Origin of the sequence: Halorutilus salinus (assembly GCF_026242195.1) — an archaeon.
In the GTDB taxonomy this organism is placed as follows: domain Archaea; phylum Halobacteriota; class Halobacteria; order Halobacteriales; family Halorutilaceae; genus Halorutilus; species Halorutilus salinus.
On the sequence record NZ_RKLV01000002.1, the window covers coordinates 141,956 to 158,909 of the forward strand.

Genomic DNA, 16,954 nt, shown 5'->3' on the forward strand with positions numbered 1-16,954 from the left:
GCGACAGCCTGATACGTTGCCGCGACAATCTCCGATGATGGAAACGCGTCTAACGGAGTTCTCCGACGACGTTCTCTCCGTATCGGAGGTTACCGACCGCGTCTCGCGTCTCCTCGATGACGACCGCGTTCTGAGCGACGCGCGCGTACGTGGCGAGGTATCCGACTTCTCGCACGCTTCGAGCGGGCATATGTACTTCACTCTCAAGGACGACGAGACGGCGCTCTCGTGCGTCATGTTCAGAAGCGCAAACGGAAAGCTCGGCTTCGAACCCGACGAAGGCGACGACGTTGTCGCCGAGGGCGGTGTCTCGGTCTACGAGGCGCGCGGCGAGTACCAGCTATACGTACGTGATATGGAACGCGCCGGACGCGGCGAGAGGTACGAGGAGTACCTGCGCCTCAGGAGCCAACTCGAAGACGAAGGTCTGTTCGACAACGACCGTAAGAAGACGCTACCCGACTACCCGACGACAGTCGGCGTCGCTACGAGCGCGTCGGGCGCCGCTGTTCACGACGTACACGACGTCGTCTCGCGCCGTTTTCCCGCGCGCGTCCTACTCGCACCGACGCGCGTACAAGGTGACGGTTCGGCGGAGGAGATCGCCGACGCCGTCGAACGTCTCGACTCGACCGATGCGGATGTACTCGTCGTCGGACGCGGCGGCGGAAGCGTCGATGATCTCTGGGCGTTCAACGAGGAAGCCGTGCCGCGCGCTATCGCCGACTGCGAAACGCCTGTCGTAAGCGCCGTCGGACACGAGGTCGATGTCACTCTCGCCGACCTCTCAGCCGACGAACGCGCTGCGACACCCAGCGAAGCGGCTGAACTCGTCGTTCCCGACGACGACGAGATACGCCAACGTCTCGACGGTATAGAGCGCCGTATCCGCGGTTCGGTTGAGCGCGCAGTCGAGAGCCGCCGCCGCACCGTCGAAAGCCACGAGGAGTTCCTCCGCCGCGCCCCAGTCGTCGATGAGTACGCACAACGTATCGACGAACTCGACGAGGCGCTTCGCACGGGCGTCAAGGAAACCGTCGAGGACGCCCGCGCCCGTGTCGACGAACAGACGCGCCTCCTCGAATCCGTCAGTCCCCTCAAGGTTCTGTCGCGCGGCTACTCGGTCGTCGAGTCGGAGGACGGCGTCGTGGAGACGGTCGAGGATGTCTCGGAAGGCGACAGTCTCGTCCTCCGTCTCGCCGACGGCGACATAGAGACACGTGTCGAGGAACTCCGACCCGACACCGACCGCACCGACCGGGGTTAGTCTTTTATTCGCTCCGGAGCAACTCTTCGTATGGAAAACGAACTCGACGAGATCGACCTTGCCGTTCTCTATGCGCTTCAGGAGGACGCACGTAACACCTCGTCCGGCGAGATAGCCGAAAGGATCGGCAGTTCGGGTAGCACGGTACGTAAGAGGATTCAGAAGCTCGAATCCGACGGCGTAATAAAGGGATACAGCGCCGATGTTGACTACCAAGGCTCCGGCTATCCGTTACGTATGCTTCTTTTCTGTACAGCCGACATACCTGAGAGGGGCGAGCTTATACACGATATACTCGGTATCCCCGGTGTTGTCTCCGTCCAGGAGCTTGTGACGGGCGACGAAAACCTCCTTGTAACAGCCGTAGGGGAGAAGGACAAGGATATAACGCCCGTCGCACAGGAGCTACTCGAACTCGGTCTGACCGTCTCCGACGAGGTTCTCGTGAGAACACACGAGACCTCGCCGTTCGAAGGCTTCTCACCCGACGAGGGATAGACCGTAACCCTCGACCGCGACGAACCCCGGGATAGCTCTGTCTCGCTTCTCACCCGACTATGGATAGCGCGCAATCAGAACGTATATTTCGGTGGATATACTCGTAGACGACCAAGTAGAACCAAAGCGCGGTACGGCTCCGAGAAGATCGTTTCGACATCTTGGGCGCTCCGTAAGCTTCATGGCTCTTGCTGACCGTAACGTTCTCTAAGAAGTCTCTGAGGAACGTTATGTTCAAATAGAAGGTTTTAATAGGTATTCTGTTCATACTGTGGGTGATGACAGGACAAAATACGTCACCTTCTACGGTAGGTCTGCCTGAGCCGCCTGACGAACCGTTGCTACCGAACGCCCTCACAAAGACCGTCTGGGCGGTCTGGCTGGCTTCCGCCGTCGCCGCTTTTCTCGTTCTGCGGTCGGGCGAAGCTACACTACTCGACGGACTCCTCAGGATCGACGGTCTGACCGTTGTCATGTGGCTCGTCGTCACCTTCTTCAGCGGTATCGTGCACAGCTACTCGCGGCGTTACATGTCGGGTGACCGCCGTGTCCGGAGGTTCTACACCGACGTCTTCGTCTTCACCGTATCCGTGATGGTGCTCGTTGCCGCTGACCATCTCGCACTCTTCTGGCTGTCGTGGCTCGCCATGGGCGTCGTGATGGCTGACCTCATAGGACACGTCCGCGGCTGGCGACAGTCCGAGGCGGCGCGTCGGATCGCGCTCCGGTACTTCGGCGGTGGCTCCGCCCTACTCGGCGTCGGTATCGTCTCCCTCTGGTGGACGACGGGTTCGGCTACCGTCTCAGGTGTCGGCGAAGCTGTCGACGCACTCCCTTCCGAAGCCGTCGTCGTCGGCGGTGGCGCTATCGTACTCGCCGCCATGATACAGTCCGCTCTCCTGCCTTTCCACGGCTGGCTTCTCTCGTCGATGACCGCCCCGACGCCCGCCTCGGCTCTGATGCACGCGGGCTTCGTGAACGGCGGCGGTATTCTACTTACGCGTTTCTCGCCCCTGTTCGTCGAGAGTACCGTGGCTATGACCGCTATACTCGTCGTGGGCGCTACGAGCGCTATACTTGGGAAGCTCCTCAAGTCGGTACAGCCCGATATAAAACGGAAGCTCGGATGCTCAACGGTCGGACAGATGGGGTTCATGATAGCCCAAGCGGGTCTCGGCTTCTTCGGTGCCGCTATCACGCATCTCATACTACACGGTTTCTACAAGGCTTACCTGTTCCTGTCGTCGGGCGGTAGGGTGACAAACCGCGCGCCGGGCGAGGAAGACGGAACCGTAACCACTGCAGGTATCGCGGTCACTGTACCAACGGCGCTCGCCGGCGGCGTCGTCTTCGCTGTCCTCACGGGGAAAGGGACAGCCCTCGACAGCGGTCTTATACTCGCTATACTCGTCGTAATCACCGTCATGCACGCGTCGCTCGGTCTCACTTCGAGGAAGGACGTACCGAGACTCGTCCGTTTCGCGGGTATACCCGTCGTCTTCCTGCCCGCTATCGTCGTCTACGGATCCGTCTACAACGCCGTCTCTTGGGCTATGTCGGGTCTCCCGGCTTCGACCGTACCGCAGGAACTCACACCGGTTCATATCGTCGTCGTCGCGGCTTTCGTCGTCGGCTATGTCGCCGTGGAGTACGACGTACAGACACGGAGCGAACGTCTGTATACGAAGCTGTTGAACCTGTCTCAGCCGTCACCCAAGACGGTTCTCACCAACAAGGGGGAGTACGATGACGGATAACGAGGTACGCGGACGGATAGAGAAAGCGTCCGAAGCCGTCGGCTCCGCCTGGCCCCTGCACTCGTTCGTCACTGCGAACCCGCTTTCGGGCTTCGAGGACAATCCGTTCGACGAAGCCGTCCGTGAGGGCGAGCACCTTTTCGGCGGCGACGGCTACCCGTCGCGTGAGACACTCCGCTCGGCGTGGGACGACGGACGTATAGACGAAGGTATACTCGCCGAGGAACTGAGCGAGGCTGGATACGAACTCTCACCCGACGAGGCGCTCGAACGTACCCGCGACGGCGGTACCTCTGCCTCGGTGTCCGACGACGGCGTCGACAGGGTGCTCGCCAAATGGCTCTCGGCGTTCTGCGACCAAGGGCGCGCCGAAGCCCCGATGCCACACCGCGAGGAAGGCTTCTACGAGGCGTGTAGACGTCTTGCGAAGTACGACCGCGACATCCCCGACGGCACGTCACTCGCCGATCTGCCCGACGACCCCGCCGAAGCCGTCGGTTCGGTCGCCTCCGACATCCCCGACGAAGACCGTGTCGAACTCTTCGAGCACCATCTGAGCGCACTCCCCGGATGGACGGCTTTCGTGAAACAGCGCGCAGAGGGCGGTTCGGGGTGGCAGGACGAGTACCATATCGATCTCGTCGAGTACCTCGCCGTCCGTCTCGCCGTCGCCGACCTTCTCGGCTCGGAGCTTCTTCCCGACGGAGACAGCGACGGAACGAGCGACGAGGACGACGATCTCCGCGCCGTGTTCCTTGCCGCGTGGGAACGTACCTACCGCGACAGCCTCGTCTCGCGTATCAGGGAAGCCACCGACGAAGCGACGCCGGAAGCCGGACGCCCCGACGCACAGATGGTCTTCTGTATAGACACACGGTCGGAGGTGATACGACGTGCGATCGAGGCGACGGGCGACTACGAGACATACGGCTATGCGGGCTTCTTCGGCGTCCCTGTCCGGTACGACGCCTATGACGACGGCGTGACCGTCGACGCGTGTCCGCCGATAGTCGAACCGGCGCATAGGATCCACGACAAGCCTGCCGACGGTAACGGCGACGGCGCGGACAGACGCGGCGCGTGGAAGGCTCTCAAGGGAGCCTACGTCAACCTCATAACCAAGCTTGAGACCAACGTTGCGACCGCTTACAGCTACGTCGAGATGTCGGGTGTCGCGTACGGCGCGAGGATGGCGGCGCGCACGCTCTTCCCGTCGGCTGTCCACGACGCGATCGAGTCGGACGTACCGTCACGGAACGAGGTCTGTGAACCCGATCTCCACGGCAAAGACGACGGACACGACCACGGACTCCCCGTCGGTATGACGAAGGAGGAGATGGCGGGCTACGCCGAGACGGCGTTCTCGCTCATGGGATGGGACAGGTTTGCGCGGCTCGCCGTCTTCGTCGGACACGCGAGCGAGACACAGAACAACCCGTTCGACTCCGCCCTCGACTGCGGCGCGTGCGCGGGTAACCCCGGAGGACCCAACGCACGTATACTCGCCGAGATATGCAACGACGAGGAGGTACGCCGTATTCTCGCCGACCGCGGGTACGAGATACCCGACGACACCGTCTTCCTCGCGGGTGAGCACAACACGACGACGGATGAGATCGACCTGTTCGCGCGTGACGTTCCCCAAAGCCACGCCGACGATCTCGAAAGCTTGCGTGAAGATCTCAAAGAAGCGCGCGTAAAAGCGAACTCAGACCGCGCCGAGACGATGACCGACGACGCCGACGACCCGGCGCGCGAGGTGGAGCGCCGTTCCGCCGACTGGGCGGAGACGCGACCCGAATGGGGACTCGCAGGTAACGCGTCGTTCGTCATAGGCTCACGCGAACTGACGAAGGGGATCGACCTTCAGGGACGCTCCTTCCTCCACTCGTACGACTGGCGAACCGACGACGGCGGCGACGCTCTCGAAGCTATCATGCAGGGTCCGATGGTCGTCACCCAGTGGATAAACTCCCAGTACTACTTCGCAACGGTCGACAACGGTGTCTACGGTAGCGGTTCGAAGGTGACACAGAACCCCGTGGGCAACGTCGGCGTCTACCAAGGAAACGGCGGCGACATAATGACGGGTCTGCCGATGGAGTCGGTTTACGCCGCGGACGACGTGCCGTACCACCAGCCGCTCCGTCTCTCCACGGTCATACACGCACCCGTCGGACGCGTGGAGTCGGTTCTCGAACGAAACCCGTCGCTCGCAACCCTACTCGACAACGGCTGGCTGTCGCTCACGGTCGTCGACCCTGAGAAAGACGGCGTCTTTGAGTACGAAGCGGGTATGAAACGCGTTCCCGAACCCGAGACGGATACGGAGGAGACGCCCAATCCGACGGTTAACGACTGATGCCGCGCCGACAATCAGGCTTATATCGGGCGGGTACGAAGCGAACGTATGTCTGAAACCGAGAGCTTTGAAGAGGAGTACGACCGTCTGGAGGAGGTGGTCGAACGTCTCGACTCCGGACGTGTAGGTGACGACCTTACACTCGACGAGGCGCTCGAACTTTACGAGGAAGGCGTCGAACTCGTGCGGCGCTGTCGCGGACATCTCGACGACGCGGAGGCGACGCTCGAAACGCTCGAAGAGACGACTGAGACCGATGCTGAGGCTGACGTATGAAGGTCGCACTCCTCGCCTCCACCGACTCGCCCGACGAACTCGCGTGCCGAGCCGCGCGTAACGACTACACGACGGAGTTCGTAGCCGACCGTGGGTTCGCCGAGGTCATGGAAGCTGTCGACGGCGGTACTGTCGAAGAGAAAAAGGCGAACCTTATCTCACAGCTTATGGAACGCGGTCATTACGGACCCTTCGAGCATCCGAACGCGACCTTCGCAGTACGCGGGATCTCACGTGTCTGTATGGCGCAGATTACACGTCATAGACACGCGAGCTTCGACGTTCAGTCACTTCGGTATACGATACCCGAACCCGGCTCCGACGTCCGCGGTTCGGTCGTAACGCCGCCGAGCGTCGAGGAAGCGGGTCTAAACGACGAGTTCCTCGAAGGATGTGAACGTCAGTTCGAACTCTACCATAACCTCATAGACGAGGACGCCCCCAAGAAGTTCCGCGGCGACGGGACGACGCCGCCTGAGGACGCGCGTTTCCTACTACCTATGGCGACGAAGGTCAACATGGTCTTTACGCTCAACGCACGCGCCTTGATGCATGTCGCCGACATGCGCGCCGCCGCCGATGCACAGTGGGAGGTGCGCGAACTAACCGACAGGATGCTAGAACTCGCCGAGGACTGGATGCCGACAACCTTCGAAACCTACCGCGAGGAGATGCTCGGACGCAAGAACCGTCTCGCTCCTTAGTCCTGCGCCTCTACGCCTTTCTCCGTTGTACCGCCGGTGTTAAGCGCCGACTCGTCACGTACGGCGTCGACGTACTCGGCGTATCCCTCGCGCGCCACGGAGTCCGCGAGACGCACAGCCGTTCCCGTACCCCTCTCGTCCCTTGCGCCCACGGCAACGAGGCTGTCGACGAAGGCGAGGCTTTCGGCGAATGATACGACCTCCTCGCCCGGTTGCTCCGCCCCTATACGAACCGCAGTCGTGTACACCTCTTCGAAGTAAGTCAGTATGTGCTCGAACCTACCGTCGCGTCCATCGGCTTCGAGCGCGCGCGCCTTCGTCTCCCCGAACGTGTTTACGAGCCTCGTCGCCGCCTCGTACTCGTCGAGGAGACGGTCGAAGCCCAAGGTTACGAGCACGTCCGCGGCGAGAAGCACCATGTCCTCCTCGACGGGTTCGACGCCGACTGCTTCCCAGCCGCCTTTGTCGAGCACGCGCCGTGTCGCATCGAGACCCGCGTGTACGAGCTGTACGCCCGCCGTCTCCTCCATGTCGGGTGTTTCGTCCGCCGACCGTGCAGACAGCATACAGAGGAGTGCGGGCGTCTCGCGTGTGGCTGAAAGCTCCCTGCCCACGTAGCTTCCCAACTCGTCAGGGTAGACGCCTTCTACGGCATCGTTAAACTCGGCGTCGAGCCTCTGACGGTCGTTTTCAAAGCCTCTCATCCACCAAAAATAACGTCCCGCGAACGCAAAGACCTTTGCATATACTCTCCCTCCGCCGGCTTAGACGGATATCTCGACGCCGTAGATCTCCTCAGGTAGCGTTACGCACGCACGCTCGACGGCGTCGTCGTACCCCTCGTCGAGCAAGGCGTCGACGCGGCGCGGTACCGTCCGCGTCCCCAGAACCGCGCCCGGACGTTCGGGGTCGTCGATGTAGTCGGTCTCCAGAAGAAAGTCACGTCCGTCCTCCACCGCCTCAAAGACGTTCTCCTCGTAAGCGATGACGGAGCGCTGAACCGCCGAGACCGATGGCGACGAGAAATGCTTCACCACACGGTCGGGCGGCATACCGACCCCCTCCGCCATACCGCGTATGTCGGTGAAGTCGTCGGCGCTCTCCGTATGTAACTGTACTGCGCAGTCGACCTCCGCACCGAGTTCGAAGGCGTGTTGCATCACGTTGTTCGACGTTTCCCACGTCGGTTCCTGTACGTCGTAGTGGGGACGCCCCGACTTGAGGGCGATCGCGCTCCCCTCCCCGACGTACTCGGCGGCGACTTCGAGACCCTCTTTCATTACGCGTTCGGCGCGTTCGACCGCCTCCTCGTTCTGGGGACCACCCCACCGACCGAGTAGCTTAGAGACGAGTCCGGGATGTACGCCAAGGACGCCGAAGGCGCGTCCTTCGAGAACCTCCGAAGCCTCTTCGACCGTCCGTAACGTCTCGTCGAAGACATCGCGGAAGTCGTCGCTCTCGCTCGCCTCGACGCCGAGGCTCCACGAAGGCTTGTTGACGATGCAGATATGCGTTCCTCCCGCGCGCGCGAAACGCCGCACCGCATCTATACCGTCGCCGTTGCGCGGGTCTATATGACAGTGGTTGTCGAGTACGGGCGTCGTCACGGCTTACAGAGAATCCTTGAGCGACGCGACGGCGTCGGTTAGCTCCGTCGCACTCTCCTCTGCGTCTTCGAGCGCACCAAGTGCGTCCTCTATACGGGCTACCTCTTCTTCGGCTTCGTCAGTAAACCCGTCGTCGAAGGCGTCGGCGCGCTCACCGATACCGTACCACTTCTTCGCCTCACGCAACGCCTCGCGCGCGTCACCCGGGTCGAGATCCGTCTTGAGGCTGTTGAGGACGCCTATGATGTTGTCACCCTCTACGCCGAGAACGTCGTCGGCTTCGGGGAGTGCTTCGCGTGCGTCTTCGAGCGCCGACTCCACGTCTTCGCGTATCTCGTCCGAAGCCTCATCGAACAGTTCGTCGTCTTCAAGCGTCGACTGTGCCATGATCAGAGAACGAACCTCTACAACTTAAATTAAACGTCGCGGACACCGTCGATACGCATCATCGGATAGCCGTCCTCCTCCCCCATCGTCGCTTCCACACGCACACCGTCCTTCTCGACCGTCACGCGCACGTCGAGCATCGTTCCTTCGAGTTCGTCGTACCCGAAACGGTTGTGCTCTACACCCTCCACGGAGACATCGGCGTCCACGACGTACCTCTGGCTCCCGACCGCCTCCTCCACGGCTTCTTCGAGCGAAGCGACCGAGTCCTCCGAGACGGGTGTGCCTATGAACTGGTGGTAGAGAGCGCCTAACTTTATACCCGTCTCGAAACACGCCTCGCGTGCCTTCTCTTCGTCCGTCACGGCTACCCGTACATCCCCGTCGTTGTCGCCGTCGTACTCTCCTCCTTCGCGTCCTGCATCTGTTTCGCCAACTGCTTCTTCGCCTCGGTTATCTGCTCCGACTTCTCAACCAGTTCGTCGGTACCGACATCGATACCCGTAATCGGCGCGACACCCTCGTCGATCACGACGCGCGACGCCGCAGGGTCAGGGAACTGAGGATCCGTCTCGACGACGAGACCCACGGAGTCCACGTCTCTGTCGTCCGCCTCGTTCAACAGCGCACCCGTGGGTCCGCTTACGACGCCGGGCTGTTCGGGCGCGCCGATGTCGCCAAGCAACCTCTCTGCGTCGCCCGTCGAGACGCCGAAGATCGACGGCTTTCCTTCGGGGCGTGTCGGAAGACCGCTTATGAACAACGGCGTTACGTCTTCTTCCTGTATCCATCCCATGAGACAGTCGACAAACCCCTCTGCTTTCGGCGATACGGGCACGTCGCTCTGTAAGACGAGGAGGTCGTTCCCCTCGTCCGCAAGGAGACGGACGGGCGGCTGTACGTCGTGTACGCCCTCGTCGAAGACAGCGACCTGTGGCAGACCGTCGCAGTCGACGGCGGCGTGGTACGACATCCCCAACGTTTCGCCGAGATGATCCGCGATTATCCCTCCCACGAGACCGACGCCGGGCAGACCTTCGACGAGGAAAGGCGAGTCGAGTTCGAGTTCGGTAACCGAACGTATCTGTGCCATAGAAAACCTTCCTCTTTCCTCCTGAAAAAGATGTCCCTCTTTCTTTGGATTTAAGTGGGTGGGAAGCCAACGCTTTCCATCACTCTCGAAACATGAACGACGAAGAGATAAACAAGGTTGCCGACGAACTCGAACGCGTCGTGGACGACGAAAACGTACCCGCGAACGTACGCGACTTGTTGGAGGAGGCTCTCGAATACCTACGCGACGACGGACGCGACCCGTCGGAGAGGGCGGCGAGCGCTATAAACGTACTCAACGACGTCTCGAACGACCCTAACCTTCCCACCCACACGCGGACGGTTATATGGAACGTATCGGGTGAGTTGGAGACAGCGACCACCGAATGACCGGCGAACCGACGCGCGTCCTGCATACGGGGGATACTCATATAGGTTACAGACAGTACGGCTCAGACGACCGCCGGCGTGACTTTCTCCGCGCCTTCGAACGTGTCGTTGACGATGCGATCGATGAGGGGTACGATGTCCTCGTACACGCGGGCGACCTTTTCCATTCGCGCAGTCCGCGTCTCGATGACGTACGCGAGACCGTAGAGCTGTTCCGGCGTCTCGACGACGCGGGTGTTGAGGCGATCGCGGTCGTCGGAAACCACGAGTCGAAACGTGACGCCGACTGGGTCGATCTCCTGCAGGATCTCGGACTCGTACGTCGTCTCGGGGACGAAGCCGTCGTCGTCGACGGCGTCGCCTTCTACGGTGTCGACCACAGACCGCCCTCGCGGTTCGACGCCTCGGAGATAGGCTTCGCGCCCTCGCCCCAAGACGCGTCGCACAACGTACTCGTCCTACACGGTCTTTTCGAACCGTTCCCTTTCGGCGACGTTTCGCTCGAAGGCTTCGTCGAGTCTTCTGACGTAGACTGGGACGCCTTCATGCTCGGTGACTACCACCACCCCGAACGCGATCAGGTCGGTGGCGTCGTTGCGTCCTACTGCGGCTCTACGGAGCGCGCTTCCGCCGACGAGGAGGAGGCGCGCGGCTACAACGTCTTCGGGTTCGACGACGGTGTCCGTATGGAACGCCGAGCGATCGAGACGCGCGACTTCGTAACCGTCGAGGCGGATCTCGTCGAAGGCGGAACCGACGAGGTCATAGAACGGACGCGCGAGCGCGACGTGGACGACGCCGTCGTAACCGTCGAGGTCAGAGGCGGCTCCGACGCCCCCGTCGTACAGAGCGAGGTCGAGGAAAGCCTACTCGGACGCGGTGCCGTCGTCGCGCGTGTAAACGACAGACGTGACAAGGACGAAGACGAGACGACCGAGGTCGAGTTCGCCGACCCCGACTCAGCCGTCCGTGAACGTGTGGACGAGATGGAACTCACCGACGCGGGGCGCGAGATAGACGCGGTCGTACGTGACAAAAACGTGGCACGGACACGTATCGCGGAGGAGATCGAGGAATCCGTCGAGGGGTTTCTCGACGCGGACGGCGACGAGGATGGGATGGAGGACGGGAAGCCGGAACAGAGCACCCTGGGTGACGTCTCTTGAGGTTCGAACGTCTCCGTCTGACCAACTTCCGTTGTTACGAGTCCGCGACGGTGGAGTTCGACGAAGGCGTGACCGTCGTCCAAGGAGGCAACGGCGCGGGCAAGACTTCCCTGCTCAAGGCGTGCTTCGTCGCCCTCTACGGAAGCGACGCGCTCGGCTCGAACGAAAACCTCGCGGACGTCGTGACCAACGGCACCGAGGAGTCGCATATCTCGCTGGGGTTCACGCACGCGGGTGACACGTATACGGTCGAACAGGAGATAGCGATGACTGGAAGCGGCGACGACAGACGTGCGACCACGCGTAAGAGCGTTCTGACGCGGAACGGTGAGGCGGTAGGCGACGACGGTGTGACATCGACGCGCGAGGAGATAGAGAGTCTTCTACGTATGGACGCCGACGCCTTCGTCAACTGCGCCTACGTCCGCCAAGGCGAGGTCAACAAGCTCATAGAGGCTTCGCCCGACGAGCGCAGACGTGTCGTCGACGAACTCCTCCAGTTGGGAAAGCTCGAAACCTACCGTGAACGTGCGGACGAGGCGCGTCTGGGGGTCAAACGCGTCCGTCAGCGCGTCGAGGATCGTCTCGAAGACAGACGCGAAGCCGTCAAGGAGATCGAGGACACAGACCCCCACGAACGTCTGTCGTCGTTACGCGAGAACGTCACGGAGAAGGAGGACGAGATAGAGAACTACGAGCGACAGGTCGAGAAGGCGCGCGACAGCCTCCGCGACGCCGAGGAACGTCTCGAAAGCCACGACGAGACGAAGGAGAGGCTCGACGAGGTCGAGGAACAGGTCGCACAGCTCGAAGGCGAGATCGACGACAGGACGGATCGTCTGCGCGAACTACGTGACGAAGCCGATGAGAAACGCGACGAAGCCGAAGGCACCGAAGCCGATCTAAAGGAAGCCCGCGATGAAGAGGAAGAAGCCGAGGAACGTGTCTCGTCGCTCCAAGATACGAAGACGCGTCTCGAAACGCGTGTCGGATCGAAGAGCGAGGCACTCGAAGACGCGCGCGAAGCCGTACGGAAGGCGAACGAGCGCGCCGAAAAGGCGCGTAACGACGCCGAGAAGGCGCGCGACGAACTCGCCGAGAAACGCGACGCGCTCGAAGAAGCACGCGCCGAACTCGAAGACGTCGAAGCCCCCTCGAAGGGAACGGACGAACTCCGGGGTACGCTCGCCGACAGACGCGATAGACGTGCATCCGTCGAGACACGTCTGAAGACCTTACGAGACGGTATCGAAGGGGCGGAGGAGAAGCTCGCCGATGGCGTCTGTCCAACCTGTGGTCAGGAGATACACGGCGAACCCGACTTCCTCCGCGAGGATCGCGAGGAGGCGGACGAACTCGAAGGGGAGCTGAAGAAGCTCGAAGAGAAGGTCGACGAAGCTGTAGAAGCCGTTGAGGAGGCGGAACGCGCCGAAGAGCTATACGAACGTACCGAACGGCTCGAGGACGGCGTTGATACGGCTATGGAACGCGTCGAAAGCCGTGAGGAGGTACACGAAGAGGCGATGGAAGAGGTCGAGGAAGCCGCCGGACGTCTCGAAGAACTCAAGGACGAACTCGGCGAGGCTGAGGAAGAGAAGGAAGCCGTAGCCGAGCAACTCGAAGACGCACGTGAACGCCTCCAAGAGGCGCGCGAGAGACGCGAGGAGGCGGAACGCGCCGAGGAACTCGCCGAGGAAGCCGAACGCCTCGAAGACCGTGCCGGATCCGTCGAGGAGGTTCTCGAAGAGAAACGCGAACGTCTCCGTGAGAAACGCGAACTCCGTGACGAGCTAAACGAACGGATAGGCGACGTGGACGTGGAGGAGCTACGCGACAGACGCGACGAGGCGCGCGACTACATCGAAAGCGCCACCGACAGGCTCGACAGCCTCCGTGACGAGAGGGACGAGATACAGAACGCCATAGGCGGTGTCGAGAACCGGCTTGAACGTCTCGACGGTCTACGCGACGAGATCGGCTCCCTTGAACAACGTCTCGACGACGTGGACGAGATGCACGACGACGCCGTGGCGCTCAAGGACACGTACGCCTCGCTCCGTCACGAACTCAGGTCACAGAACCTGCGCAGGCTCGATCAGCTTCTGAACGAGGTCTTTGAAACCATCTACGCCAACGCCTCGTACTCACGCGTCGAACTCGACGAAGACTACGAGATCACCGTCCACGAGAAGGATGGAACGACGCTCGACCCCGAACGTCTGTCGGGCGGCGAGCGCGCCGTCTTCAACCTCTCGTTACGTTGCGCCGTCTACCGTCTTCTCGTCGAAGGAACCGGTGCGAAAGCCGCGCTACCGCCGCTGATACTCGACGAGCCTACCACCTTCCTCGACGACAAACACGTCTCACGTCTCATACGTCTCGTGCGTGCGATGAACGACGAGTACGGCGTCGAACAGGTTGTCGTCGTTAGCCACGACGCCGAACTACTCGACGCCGCCGACAGCCGTATAGTAGTGGAGAAGGAGCCGACGACCAACAGGTCGCGTGTGGTCGAAGCTCCCCTAAGCAACCGTTAGACGCGGCGAGCGCAGTCACCATTCTCCGTCGAACCCCCGGTGCGTAAAGTCGCGCGCGTCCTCGCCGCGGTACTCCCCGACGACGTGTCCGTCGCCTTCTATGTACCACTTGTACGTCGTCAGACCTTCGACGCCGACGGGTCCGCGTGCGTGCGTCTTACCTGTGCTAATCCCAACCTCCGCGCCTAACCCATACCTGAACCCGTCTGAGAAACGCGTCGATACGTTGTGAAAGACGCTCGCCGAGTCGACGTTCTCCATGAAACGCCGTGCGCGCTCGCCGTCCTCGGTTACGATACAGTCGGTGTGCTTCGAACCGTACGTGTTGATATGCCCGACGGCTTCGGCGACCGAGCCTACGATCCTCACCGCGACCATGAGGTCACCGTACTCGGTCGTCCAGTCGTCGTCGGTCGCCTCCTCGGCGTCGATAACCTCGCGCGTCGCTTCGTCGCCGCGTACCTCTACGTTGGCGTCGTCGTACCTCTCGGCGATACGCGGGAGGAAGCCGTCGGCGGCGTCCTCGTGGATGAGCACTGTTTCGACGGCGTTGCACGCCGCGGGGTAGTCGACCTTCGCGTCGTATGCGACGTCTTCCGCCTTCTCTGAGTCCGCGTCTTCGTCGACGTAGACGTGACAGACGCCTTCGGTATGCCCCAGAACGGGTATCTTCGTGTTGTCCTGCACGTGCCTCACGAAAGCCGTGCTTCCACGCGGCATCAGAAGATCGACGTACTCGTCCATACCGAGTAAGGTCTCAACGTCCTCGCGCGATTCGATAAGCTGGAGCCAGCCGTCGGGTACGGCGTCGCTCTCGGCGGTCGCCTCGCGTACGGCGTCGAAAAGGACGCGGTTCGACCCCTCCGCCTCGCTACCGCCCTTCAGAACCGCTGTGTTGCCCGACTTGAGACAGAGCGAGGCTATCTGTGGCAGTGCGTCGGGGCGTGACTCGAAGACGGAGCCGACGACACCGATAGGGACGGAGACCTTGTACAGGTTCATCCCCTCATCGAGTTCGCGCGCCGTGAGCGTCTCGCCGATAGGGTCGTCCTGCTCAGCGGCGCCACGTACCATCTCGGCTATGCTCGCCACCTTCGCCTCGTCGAGCTTGAGACGGTCGACGAGCGCCTGCGTGTACTCGCCGCGTTCGAGCATCCCCTCCGCCTCCTCGACGTCGCGTGCGTTCGCGTCGAGGATCTCGTCCTCCTTCCCCTCGATGCTCCGTGCGATACCTCTTAACAGGCTGTTTCTATCTTCCTCCGATACGTTCGAAAGCTCAAGCGCCGCGTCGTTTGCTTTCTGAGCCTTTTGTTCTGCGTTCATCTTTCGTCTACCTCCGGTGCGAAGAACGTCCCCACGCGTTCGGCGTCGGCTACCCTTCCGAGGACGTTCTGTACCTCCGAACCCGCGATTATCGCGGGAATACCCGCGTCGTTGACGCGTTCCGCGCCCTCGATCTTGGTCGTTATCCCTCCGAAGTCCGCGCCGTCGTCTGTGACGTTTTCCCATACGTCCTCCGTCTCGTCACCGCGTACCTCGTCGATAAGTTCGGCGTCAGCGTTCCGTCTGGGGTTGTCGGTGTAGACGCCTTCCACGTCGGTCAGCGTCACGAGAAGGTCGGCGTCGACACCGACGGCGATAGATGACGATATTATGTCGTTGTCGCCGACCTGTATCTCCTCGACGGCGACGGCGTCGTTCTCGTTCACGACAGGCACGACGCCCCAGTCGAAAAGCGTCTCTACGGTGTTACGGAAGTTACTGAACCTACGTGAGTCTTCGAGATCGTGGTGCGTCACGAGTATCTGCGCCACGTCCTTACCGTACCTCTCGAAGCTCTCGGAGTAGTTACGCATCAGGTCGCTCTGTCCGACCGTCGAAGCCGCCTGTAGATCCTCGACGGAGCTGTTTGAGAGAGGTACGCGTCCCTTTCCCGCACCTATCGCACCCGACGAGACGAGTATCACGTCCCTGCCGCGTTCGACGAGATCCATGACGTCGTTGACCAGCTTGTCGAGCTTCAGACGGTCGAGGTTGGAGTCGTCGTCGGTCAGCGAGTTCGTTCCCGCCTTGACGACGACCCTTTCAGCGCCCGCGGCGTCGTCGCGCGTCATGTAACGTCCGGTCTCGGCGCTCATAGGTCGAGTTCCTCCGTTATCTCCACCGAACGCCTCTCCGCGGCACCGACGGCGTCGGCGAATGGGCGTCCCGCGTCCGACTCACGCAGAACCTCCATCCCCTCCACGGTCGTCCCGCCGGGTGAGCAGACGGCGTCTATAAGCTCGTCGAGCGACCTCTCGTCGTTCTGTACTATAGCCGCCGCGCCGCGGAACGTCTGAGCGACGAGCGTACCGGCGTCCTCCTCGTCCAAGCCGCCTTCGACGCCCGCGTCACGCATCGCCTTCATCGCGTAGAAGACGAACGCAGGACCGCTTCCGTTGACAGCGGTCGCTATATCCATGAGTTCCTCGTCCACCTCGACGTAGCTACCGAGGTCGTCGAGCACGCGCGCCACCTCGTCGGGAACGCCGTCGTCGGCACAGACCGCCGCCGTCATCTCGTTGTACTCGCCAGCGAGGTTAGGCATGACACGGACGGCGCGTCCGTCGGTACGTTCGCGGACGTAGCCGAGCGACACCGCGGCGGCGAACGATGCGACCACCTGTCCGTCGTCGGCGTCGAACGAACCGAGCACGGGTCCGACGACCTCGGGCTTGACGGCGACGACGACGAGTTCTGAGCCTTCGACAGCCTTCCCTGCGTCCTTCTCCTTCATGACACCGTCGCTCAGAGCGTCGAGCGCCTCCTCGTCCTTGTCGCACGCTACGACATCGTACCCCTTGTTGACGAGACCTTCCACGACCGCGCTACCGAGGTTTCCACATCCTATTACGGTTACCTTCATACAGACGAGCCTCTTTCCGTAGCACGGATTCGGGTCTGTAAATTA

17 protein-coding genes are annotated in these 16,954 nt (G+C 61.8%); 9 read left to right on the top strand and 8 right to left on the bottom strand.

What is annotated here, in order from left to right:
- The first annotated feature begins 37 nt into the window (after positions 1-37).
- The 6 genes from xseA to thyX all read left to right on the top strand — a co-directional run bounded on the left by xseA (position 38) and on the right by thyX (position 6,864).
- The gene (gene xseA / locus EGH25_RS02525; protein ID WP_266085943.1) at positions 38-1,267 is read left to right on the top strand and encodes an exodeoxyribonuclease VII large subunit; all 1,230 of its coding nucleotides are present in this window, start codon (positions 38-40) and stop codon (positions 1,265-1,267) included.
- Between the two features lie 30 nt (positions 1,268-1,297).
- Positions 1,298-1,765, top strand: coding sequence for an Lrp/AsnC family transcriptional regulator (locus tag EGH25_RS02530; protein ID WP_266085944.1), 468 nt, complete (start codon positions 1,298-1,300; stop codon positions 1,763-1,765).
- 278 nt (positions 1,766-2,043) lie between these two features.
- On the top strand, positions 2,044-3,522 hold the full coding sequence (locus tag EGH25_RS02535; protein ID WP_266085946.1) for a proton-conducting transporter transmembrane domain-containing protein: 1,479 nt from the start codon (positions 2,044-2,046) through the stop codon (positions 3,520-3,522).
- Entirely contained in the window at positions 3,512-5,884 is a 2,373-nt protein-coding gene (locus EGH25_RS02540) for a DUF2309 domain-containing protein (protein ID WP_266085947.1), read from the top strand. Before EGH25_RS02535 ends, EGH25_RS02540 begins: the two co-directional genes overlap by 11 nt.
- Positions 5,885-5,932: 48 nt before the next feature.
- Complete coding sequence (gene xseB / locus EGH25_RS02545) at positions 5,933-6,160, top strand: exodeoxyribonuclease VII small subunit (protein WP_266085949.1); 228 nt, start codon at positions 5,933-5,935, stop codon at positions 6,158-6,160.
- Positions 6,157-6,864 carry an FAD-dependent thymidylate synthase gene (gene thyX / locus EGH25_RS02550; protein ID WP_266085951.1) on the top strand — a complete coding sequence of 236 codons (708 nt, stop codon included), beginning with the start codon at positions 6,157-6,159 and terminating at the stop codon, positions 6,862-6,864. The genes xseB and thyX overlap by 4 nt, the downstream gene beginning before the upstream one ends.
- Here the strand turns inward: thyX and EGH25_RS02555 are convergent.
- From EGH25_RS02555 to EGH25_RS02575, 5 genes are read right to left on the bottom strand one after another with little or no spacing between them, the layout of a single operon-like run.
- The gene (locus EGH25_RS02555) at positions 6,861-7,568 is read right to left on the bottom strand and encodes a DUF7114 family protein (protein WP_266085953.1); all 708 of its coding nucleotides are present in this window, start codon (positions 7,566-7,568) and stop codon (positions 6,861-6,863) included. The two genes, thyX and EGH25_RS02555, sit on opposite strands and share 4 nt — an antisense overlap.
- 60 nt (positions 7,569-7,628) lie before the next feature.
- Entirely contained in the window at positions 7,629-8,471 is an 843-nt protein-coding gene (locus tag EGH25_RS02560; protein ID WP_266085955.1) for a TatD family hydrolase, read from the bottom strand.
- Between the two features lie 3 nt (positions 8,472-8,474).
- Positions 8,475-8,858 carry a DUF5790 family protein gene (locus tag EGH25_RS02565; RefSeq protein WP_266085956.1) on the bottom strand — a complete coding sequence of 128 codons (384 nt, stop codon included), beginning with the start codon at positions 8,856-8,858 and terminating at the stop codon, positions 8,475-8,477.
- Positions 8,859-8,887: 29 nt separating this feature from the next.
- Positions 8,888-9,223: a dihydroneopterin aldolase family protein gene (locus EGH25_RS02570; protein ID WP_266085957.1), complete on the bottom strand. Its 336-nt coding sequence runs from the start codon at positions 9,221-9,223 to the stop codon at positions 8,888-8,890.
- Positions 9,224-9,225: 2 nt separating this feature from the next.
- On the bottom strand, positions 9,226-9,951 hold the full coding sequence (locus EGH25_RS02575) for a proteasome assembly chaperone family protein (protein WP_266085959.1): 726 nt from the start codon (positions 9,949-9,951) through the stop codon (positions 9,226-9,228).
- A gap of 92 nt (positions 9,952-10,043) precedes the next feature.
- On the opposite strand from EGH25_RS02575, the gene EGH25_RS02580 reads away from it, so the two are divergent.
- The 3 genes from EGH25_RS02580 to EGH25_RS02590 are packed head-to-tail and all read left to right on the top strand — an operon-like array spanning position 10,044 to position 14,004.
- Positions 10,044-10,301 carry a stationary phase-response protein gene (locus EGH25_RS02580; protein WP_266085961.1) on the top strand — a complete coding sequence of 86 codons (258 nt, stop codon included), beginning with the start codon at positions 10,044-10,046 and terminating at the stop codon, positions 10,299-10,301.
- On the top strand, positions 10,298-11,467 hold the full coding sequence (locus EGH25_RS02585; protein WP_266085962.1) for a metallophosphoesterase family protein: 1,170 nt from the start codon (positions 10,298-10,300) through the stop codon (positions 11,465-11,467). Before EGH25_RS02580 ends, EGH25_RS02585 begins: the two co-directional genes overlap by 4 nt.
- Entirely contained in the window at positions 11,464-14,004 is a 2,541-nt protein-coding gene (locus tag EGH25_RS02590; protein ID WP_266085964.1) for an AAA family ATPase, read from the top strand. The genes EGH25_RS02585 and EGH25_RS02590 overlap by 4 nt, the downstream gene beginning before the upstream one ends.
- A gap of 15 nt (positions 14,005-14,019) precedes the next feature.
- Here the strand turns inward: EGH25_RS02590 and EGH25_RS02595 are convergent, their stop codons facing one another.
- Genes EGH25_RS02595 through proC form a run of 3 tightly spaced genes read right to left on the bottom strand, consistent with a single transcriptional unit; the run spans position 14,020 to position 16,909 of the window.
- The gene (locus EGH25_RS02595) at positions 14,020-15,327 is read right to left on the bottom strand and encodes a glutamate-5-semialdehyde dehydrogenase (RefSeq protein ID WP_266085965.1); all 1,308 of its coding nucleotides are present in this window, start codon (positions 15,325-15,327) and stop codon (positions 14,020-14,022) included.
- Positions 15,324-16,142 (bottom strand): glutamate 5-kinase, encoded by an 819-nt coding sequence (gene proB / locus EGH25_RS02600; RefSeq protein ID WP_266085966.1) that lies wholly within the window; start codon positions 16,140-16,142, stop codon positions 15,324-15,326. Before proB ends, EGH25_RS02595 begins: the two co-directional genes overlap by 4 nt.
- Positions 16,139-16,909, bottom strand: coding sequence for a pyrroline-5-carboxylate reductase (proC, locus tag EGH25_RS02605; RefSeq protein WP_266085968.1), 771 nt, complete (start codon positions 16,907-16,909; stop codon positions 16,139-16,141). The genes proB and proC overlap by 4 nt, the downstream gene beginning before the upstream one ends.
- Between the last annotated feature and the right edge of the window lie 45 nt (positions 16,910-16,954).

Coding starts and splice junctions, on each gene's coding strand:
- xseA (WP_266085943.1), top strand. CDS start 38: ATGGAAACGCGTCTAACGGAGTTCTCCGACGACGTTCTCTCCGTATCG.
- EGH25_RS02530 (WP_266085944.1), top strand. CDS start 1,298: ATGGAAAACGAACTCGACGAGATCGACCTTGCCGTTCTCTATGCGCTT.
- EGH25_RS02535 (WP_266085946.1), top strand. CDS start 2,044: ATGACAGGACAAAATACGTCACCTTCTACGGTAGGTCTGCCTGAGCCG.
- EGH25_RS02540 (WP_266085947.1), top strand. CDS start 3,512: ATGACGGATAACGAGGTACGCGGACGGATAGAGAAAGCGTCCGAAGCC.
- xseB (WP_266085949.1), top strand. CDS start 5,933: ATGTCTGAAACCGAGAGCTTTGAAGAGGAGTACGACCGTCTGGAGGAG.
- thyX (WP_266085951.1), top strand. CDS start 6,157: ATGAAGGTCGCACTCCTCGCCTCCACCGACTCGCCCGACGAACTCGCG.
- EGH25_RS02555 (WP_266085953.1), bottom strand. CDS start 7,568: ATGAGAGGCTTTGAAAACGACCGTCAGAGGCTCGACGCCGAGTTTAAC.
- EGH25_RS02565 (WP_266085956.1), bottom strand. CDS start 8,858: ATGGCACAGTCGACGCTTGAAGACGACGAACTGTTCGATGAGGCTTCG.
- EGH25_RS02575 (WP_266085959.1), bottom strand. CDS start 9,951: ATGGCACAGATACGTTCGGTTACCGAACTCGAACTCGACTCGCCTTTC.
- EGH25_RS02580 (WP_266085961.1), top strand. CDS start 10,044: ATGAACGACGAAGAGATAAACAAGGTTGCCGACGAACTCGAACGCGTC.
- EGH25_RS02585 (WP_266085962.1), top strand. CDS start 10,298: ATGACCGGCGAACCGACGCGCGTCCTGCATACGGGGGATACTCATATA.
- EGH25_RS02595 (WP_266085965.1), bottom strand. CDS start 15,327: ATGAACGCAGAACAAAAGGCTCAGAAAGCAAACGACGCGGCGCTTGAG.
- proB (WP_266085966.1), bottom strand. CDS start 16,142: ATGAGCGCCGAGACCGGACGTTACATGACGCGCGACGACGCCGCGGGC.
- proC (WP_266085968.1), bottom strand. CDS start 16,909: ATGAAGGTAACCGTAATAGGATGTGGAAACCTCGGTAGCGCGGTCGTG.